We start from the raw sequence: 6,489 nt of genomic DNA on the forward strand, positions 1-6,489 counted from the left end.
ATCGGCTTCTTCCACCTTAAACACCGATCCAAGGATTCCGGGTTACTGATTCCCGTACAACAACGCTAAACACATGCATGGAACGTCCCTACAGAAAGAATTGCACTTTATTACAGCCGTTTTCATTTGCATTCACCACACCCTACACCCCACACCCGTCTCGACAAGACTGTGGCTTACCTGATTGAGAATTGCTGTAAATCTATGTTTCTAAGGATAAAACGCAAGCTGCGGCAACCCTAACGTTTCATCCCAGCCCATCATGATGTTGAGGCATTGGATCGCCTGCCCTGCCTGTCCTTTCATAAGGTTGTCGATCGCCGACATCACAATCACGCGATCGGTGCGTGGGTCAACTTCTAACCCGATGTAGCAGAGGTTGGTACCTGCGGCCCATTTGGTTTGGGGATAGGTGCCGCTGGGAAGCACTCTCACCCAGGGCGCGTTGCGGTAAAAGGCGTTGTAAATGGTGAGAAGATCCTCGCGGACCAAACCGGGATCACGAAGGTTCGCGTAGATCGTGGCTAGAATACCGCGCACCATCGGCACCAAATGCGGTGTGAACTGAATTAACACTTCATGCCCTGCCAGATCACTGCAAACTTGCTCAATCTCAGGCGTATGGCGATGACGACCCGCAACATTGTAGGCTGCGAAGGTATTGTCGGCTTCTGCTAGCAGCATCCCGACTTTCGCCTGTCTGCCGCCCCCAGAGGTGCCCGATTTCGCGTCAATGATGGCAGTTTCGGGTACCACTAACCCCTGTTTGAGCAGTGGTGACAGACCCAGCAAACTTGCAGTGGGGTAGCAACCGGGACAACCCACAAGCTGGGCTTCGGCAATGCGATCGCGGTACAGTTCTGGCAAGCCATAGACCGCTGTTTCTGCAATGGCCTGATCGTCGCGATCGCCGCCATACCAGGCAGTGTAGGTCGAGAGATCAGAAAAGCGATAATCTGCGGACAGGTCCAGCACCTTACAACCCTTCTCCAGCAGCGTGGGAGCCATCTTGTATGCCAACCCGTTGGGCAGCGAGAGGAAGACAACCTGACAGCGATCGGCAATTTTCTCCAAGTCGAGCGGCTCAATGATCTGCTGTACGCGATGTCCCAGATGCGGATAAAGCTCTGCAAAAGCCTTTCCAGCACTGCTTTCGCCGCCAAGATAGGCAAGCTCCAGGCGCGGATGATCCATTAAAAGGCGCACTAGCTGTACGCCACCGTAGCCCGACGCACCGACAATCCCGACCGGTATGCGTCCCATATCACCCATGATGATTTACCTTCTTTGCGGGTCAAACGACTGAATATTTGCTGCATTGTAGTACCAGAGCTACCGTTTGTGGGGAAATCGAGTTACCTTCTACCAGGGATTGTTGACTTTCGGCTCAGGCCAGCGATAGCGCGCCCATTAACGAGATGGTTGACTGCTGCGATCGCCGTTCAGCCAACGCTGGGATCAATTCTGCTGGCTGGTCTAGCACTGAGCACGCTGTTGCCCAGGCAAAAAGACTACAATTTAAAGATAAGTTCGCTTCAAAAAACTTTACGGTACTCCTGCCTTGAACGTCTCTGTCGATCCATCCCAATCCACTCCCTTCACCTTTGATCTCATCGAAACTGCGCTGGCAGACCTCAAATGCGGTCGGGCGATCGTCGTCGTTGATGACGAAAACCGAGAGAACGAGGGTGACCTGATTGCTGCTGCCCAGTTTGCCACACCGGACATGATTAACTTTATGGCGGTAGAGGCGCGTGGGCTTATCTGTCTCGCCATGACAGGCGATCGTCTGGATGAACTCGATCTGCCGCTGATGGTGACCAACAATACCGATAGCAACCAGACCGCGTTCACCGTCAGCATTGATGCGTCTCCCAGCGCTGGCGTATCAACGGGTATTTCTGCCGAAGACCGCGCCCGTACGATCCAAATTGCCATTAACTCAGCCACTCGCCCCAATGACCTGCGTCGTCCCGGTCACGTGTTTCCGCTTCGTGCTAGAGAAGGCGGTGTGCTGAAACGAGCCGGCCATACCGAAGCCGCTGTCGATCTGTCGCGCTTAGCAGGGTTGCACCCCTCCGGCGTGATCTGCGAAATTCAGAACGCTGACGGCTCGATGGCACGACTGCCCGAACTAATTGACTATGCGAAGATCCATCACCTCAAAATCATTAGCATTGCGGATTTGATTAGCTATCGGCTGGAGCATGAGCGGCTGATTCAACGGGAAGCGATCGCCGACCTGCCCACCGAATTTGGACATTTTCAGATCTACGCCTACCGTCACACGCTGGATGATACTGAGCATGTAGCGATCGTCAAAGGTGATCCGGCCAGCTTTCATGACACGCCTGTGATGGTACGCATGCACTCTGAATGCCTGACGGGTGACGCGCTCGGCTCACTCCGGTGCGATTGCCGGATGCAGCTGCAAGCGGCACTCAAAATGATTGAAAATGCGGGTCAGGGCGTCGTTGTTTACTTGCGGCAAGAAGGACGCGGTATTGGTCTGGTCAACAAGCTCAAAGCTTACTCACTACAAGATATGGGTCTGGATACGGTAGAAGCAAACGAGCATCTAGGCTTTCCGGCTGATTTGCGCAACTATGGCATGGGGGCTCAAATTCTCAATGACCTGGGCATCCGTCAAATGCGGCTGATCACGAATAATCCCCGCAAAATCGCCGGACTGAAAGGCTATGAGCTTGAAGTGGTCGAGCGGGTGCCACTGCTCATTGAAGCCACCGCTTACAATTCCAGTTATTTAGCAACGAAAGCCGAAAAGCTGGGTCACCTGTTTCTACAGACTTACCTGGTGACGCTAGCGATTCGCTGGCAAGCTGATGCTGATACCGTCGCCGAGCGGTACGATCGCCTGCAAAAGCTACGGTATTTAGCCAAAGCCCACGACCTGCTGCTGCAAGAAGAAGTGCGCCCGGTCGCTAAAGCACTCTTCGGCGACTCGGCGCTCATTGTTCATCTCGGTTTTGATCAACCGCTGTTAGGCAATCCAGAGTGGTATCAGTCGCCAGAACACCCGTATGTGAAGGCGATCGCCCAAATTCTCGATAGCCTTACCTCGTTGCCCAATCTGCAAAAGCTCGAATTCATTGTGTCTCCAGGCACCGATCCGTTGACGGGGTTACAGGTACAGATCGATCGTCAGGTCTTCTCACTTAAACAAAAGCCCTCCACCATTAGCGAAACTCTACAAACACAGACAATCTATAGCTTCACAGCCGATCGAACCACTGGGTTCACCAGTTAGAAAAACTGGATGGGTGTCATGGTTCATGCTTACGACTGCGGGGACGTCTCATGGAACGTCCCCACAGTCGTCAATCTTACCCTCTGTTCGGCAGTTGAATTCTGGCGGTTCCAATCGGAATGTCGCCACTGACGCCAGCCCGCTTGCCCGTCACGCCGTACTGCAAAATACCATCATTTGGAGTAGACATACGCACGCCTACAAATTCCACTTGCAGGTAGCCACCAGGAGCTACAGGCTGGTCAAACGTAATGCCTACCCGCTCCTTGCTGGAGTTGATTTTGGTACTCACTTCTTTACCTGCTTGATCGATCACTCGAACGCTGTCGTAGCGTTCCATTTGGCTGGGCACAGCAATCTGTAAGTCCTTTAACGTCATGCCAATGACAGCAATGCGGATAAATTGAGTACTGCCTAAGGCGCCAGAGTTCGTAATAATGGGCGCACTAAAATTAAAAATCATTGACGATGGTTCAGACAGAGCTGCTTCTGCCTGTATCCGGTTGGTTGATTGAGCCATTGCTGTTGTTGCTGTGGTCAACAATAAGGCAGTCAAACCGCCATAGATTAAACTTTTCATGGGGAAATCCTCGGAAACGAGTGGAACAATAAAGCCATTTGGCACGATCTCGTCATCAGGTGCCAATGGTTAATAGATTGACCGACCCATATGAGGTAAGACTGATGCATAAATGAAAATAGTCTAAGAATATGAAGTCAACAGATTTAGATTGCTTAGGACGGGTGCAGGGGTGGAACCCCTGGCTGGGGGCAAAGCCCCCACATCCCCTTTGATCCCAATGTCCTAACCTTTGTGGCGACAGCTATAGCAACAGGGGTGGAAGTGCTCGATTATGTGTAAGCAAGCCGCCGTTGTTTAGCGGTTAGTAGTCAGCGGTTAGTGGTCATACCAATTTAAAGGGTTCTTTAAGCAAATCAAGTTTCAGGAGGGGCTTGGCATTGCCAAGCCCGTACAGTCATCTGTCGTGTTTTTAATTCAAATTGGTATCAGTACTCGCAGTCTTCTCGCAGTTTTTAAAGGTGATGACGAGACAGCGAATATGGGTAAGCCTTGATTTCTGATGTTTTAAGCAAACGTTAGCGCTCGACTCAGGGAAAACTCATTTTTTCCCAGCGATTCCGCTTAAAGTGAAGCGATAGAACGATCTACAACCTAACGTCACAGCCAGGTAGAGGAAATGCGCCGGTGTTTGCCTTACCTGCTCAAGGAGAAACAGTATGGCAGCACATATTCTTCTAGTTGAAGATGAAGTCAAGTTAGCTCGGTTTGTCGAACTGGAATTGAGCAGTGAAGGGTATCGTGTCAGTGTCGCGCATGATGGCATGTCGGGGCTGTCACTGGCACGTGAGTCTGAGCCAGATCTCGCGATTCTAGACTGGATGCTACCGGGATTAACGGGTGTAGAACTATGTCGGCGTCTGCGAGCAACGGGGAGCAAAGTCCCTGTCATCTTGCTGACTGCGCGTGATGAAGTGGGCGATCGCGTCACAGGTCTCGATGCTGGTGCCGATGATTATGTGGTCAAACCTTTCAGCATTGAGGAACTGTTGGCAAGAATTCGTGCTCATCTGCGTCGTACCCAAGAAGCAGATGAAGATTTGGCACAGTTTGAAGACCTTAGCCTCAATCGTCGTACTCGTGAAGTGCATCGGGGTGAACGTGCGATCGATCTGACGGCGAAAGAGTTTGACTTATTGGAATACCTGTTGAACCATCCCCGCCAGGTCTATACTCGCGACCAAATTCTCGAAAAGGTTTGGGGCTATGACTTTATGGGCGACTCCAACATCATTGAGGTATATGTGCGTTATCTGCGCCTGAAGCTAGAAGAGAAAGGCGAAAAGCGGTTGATCCATACCGTACGCGGCGTGGGATACGCGTTACGAGAGCAATAGATGGGAGCAGTAAGGATGACAACAACGCTTCAAGTGGGTGATCGCTTTCCTAACGTGACGTTGCCCAACCATCAACAGGAGGCAACAACGCTTTCTCAGTTCACCCAGCCGGGACTAATGGATCAAAAGCTAGGCTTTTTGGATGGCTACCCCTTAATTGTGGTGTTTTATCGGGGGTTCTTTTGTCCTCGCGATCGCCAACAGTTTCGTCAGTTAGTGCAGTTTCAAGATGAATTAGTGGTCAACTATAGCAAGCTCGTTGCCATCAGCGCCGATCCACCCCTTGTGCAAGCTGCGTTTCGTGCCGGGTTGGGGGCACAATGGCAGTTTCTGGCAGACGAACAGCGAACAGTCATCAAGCAAATTAACATTCTGGACGAAACAGAAGGTGAGTATGCCTATCGCGCTCAGCCTTACACGTTTGTTCTGCGTTCTGACTTAAGCATCTACAAAATCTATAACGGCTGGTTCTTTGTTGGACGCCCTACCCTTGAAGAATTGCGGCACGATCTGCGCACTCTGATGGAAGCGCGATCGGATTATCGCTACGAGGCTTACAACACTCCAGCCGTACAGCAGATCCGCATTCCGCAGCAAGCATGGGCAGAGGGAGCACCAAGCTTAGGAGCAAACGGGCTGCCGATTGGGCAAGGGATTGTGCGCTGGTTTGATCTGCAATCTGGTAACGGAGCCATTGCCAGAGATGGGATGGAAGATGAAATCTTCTTCAATTTCACAGCCATTCCTGGAGAAGGCTACCGCACACTCAAGCCTGGTCAGCGCGTGAAGTTTGAGTTGGTTGAGAGCAACACTGGTTTGACTGCTCGTAACATCCAGACAGCGTGACTTGGCAGCAACAGCCCAGCGTTTTGGCAGTCGCAAATGGTTATCACTTACCGTACGCCTGAGAAAAGCTTTTCCAGGAATTAGTGCCTTCGATCAAAATCTGTCTCAAGGCTTGGGGAGTCCGGCTGACCTGATGCACGATTTGGTCAGGGCTAACGCCAAAGAGCACAATCAAAATTAGAGCTGCGATGATGCCGATCGCCGCGAGCGACAGTGCCGCTCGAAAGGTTGCTTGCACAAGAGTCAGCAGCCAACCAAACAGGGGAATGGCAATCAGAATAGCAATTAAAAGAACAACAAGATTGAGCGGTTCTCGGATCAATTCATCCATATTTAAGTATTAGCTGTGTTGGGTTTCGTCAAACGTCAACCCAACCGACGGATACCGTTGGCGAACTCTGATCGAGATCACCCTCCTTACTTCAGTACTTCAGCTTTCGGCTAGAGCCGCGAAGCGA

At 51.4% G+C, this 6,489-nt stretch carries 6 protein-coding genes; 3 read left to right on the top strand and 3 right to left on the bottom strand.

From position 1 onward, the window contains the following. Positions 1–210: 210 nt before the first annotated feature. Entirely contained in the window at positions 211–1,272 is a 1,062-nt protein-coding gene (argC, locus tag C7B82_RS24220; protein WP_106259296.1) for an N-acetyl-gamma-glutamyl-phosphate reductase, read from the bottom strand. Between the two features lie 289 nt (positions 1,273–1,561). Here argC and ribBA point away from each other — a divergent pair, with 289 nt between their 5' ends. Further along, on the top strand, positions 1,562–3,268 hold the full coding sequence (ribBA, locus tag C7B82_RS24225; RefSeq protein WP_106259298.1) for a bifunctional 3,4-dihydroxy-2-butanone-4-phosphate synthase/GTP cyclohydrolase II: 1,707 nt from the start codon (positions 1,562–1,564) through the stop codon (positions 3,266–3,268). 76 nt (positions 3,269–3,344) lie between these two features. On the opposite strand, the gene C7B82_RS24230 is transcribed toward ribBA, so the two are convergent. After that, the gene (locus tag C7B82_RS24230; protein ID WP_106259304.1) at positions 3,345–3,848 is read right to left on the bottom strand and encodes a DUF2808 domain-containing protein; all 504 of its coding nucleotides are present in this window, start codon (positions 3,846–3,848) and stop codon (positions 3,345–3,347) included. A gap of 659 nt (positions 3,849–4,507) precedes the next feature. Between C7B82_RS24230 and C7B82_RS24235 the strand changes: the two genes are divergently transcribed. Beyond that, positions 4,508–5,185, top strand: a complete 678-nt coding sequence (locus C7B82_RS24235) for a response regulator transcription factor (RefSeq protein WP_106259299.1) — start codon at positions 4,508–4,510, stop codon at positions 5,183–5,185. 15 nt (positions 5,186–5,200) lie between these two features. After that, complete coding sequence (locus C7B82_RS24240) at positions 5,201–6,031, top strand: cold shock domain-containing protein (protein ID WP_106259301.1); 831 nt, start codon at positions 5,201–5,203, stop codon at positions 6,029–6,031. Between the two features lie 43 nt (positions 6,032–6,074). Here the strand turns inward: C7B82_RS24240 and C7B82_RS24245 are convergent, their stop codons facing one another. Next, positions 6,075–6,362 carry a hypothetical protein gene (locus C7B82_RS24245; protein WP_106259303.1) on the bottom strand — a complete coding sequence of 96 codons (288 nt, stop codon included), beginning with the start codon at positions 6,360–6,362 and terminating at the stop codon, positions 6,075–6,077. Between the last annotated feature and the right edge of the window lie 127 nt (positions 6,363–6,489).

This window comes from Stenomitos frigidus ULC18 (assembly GCF_003003795.1).
GTDB classification, from domain to species: domain Bacteria; phylum Cyanobacteriota; class Cyanobacteriia; order Leptolyngbyales; family Leptolyngbyaceae; genus Stenomitos; species Stenomitos frigidus_A.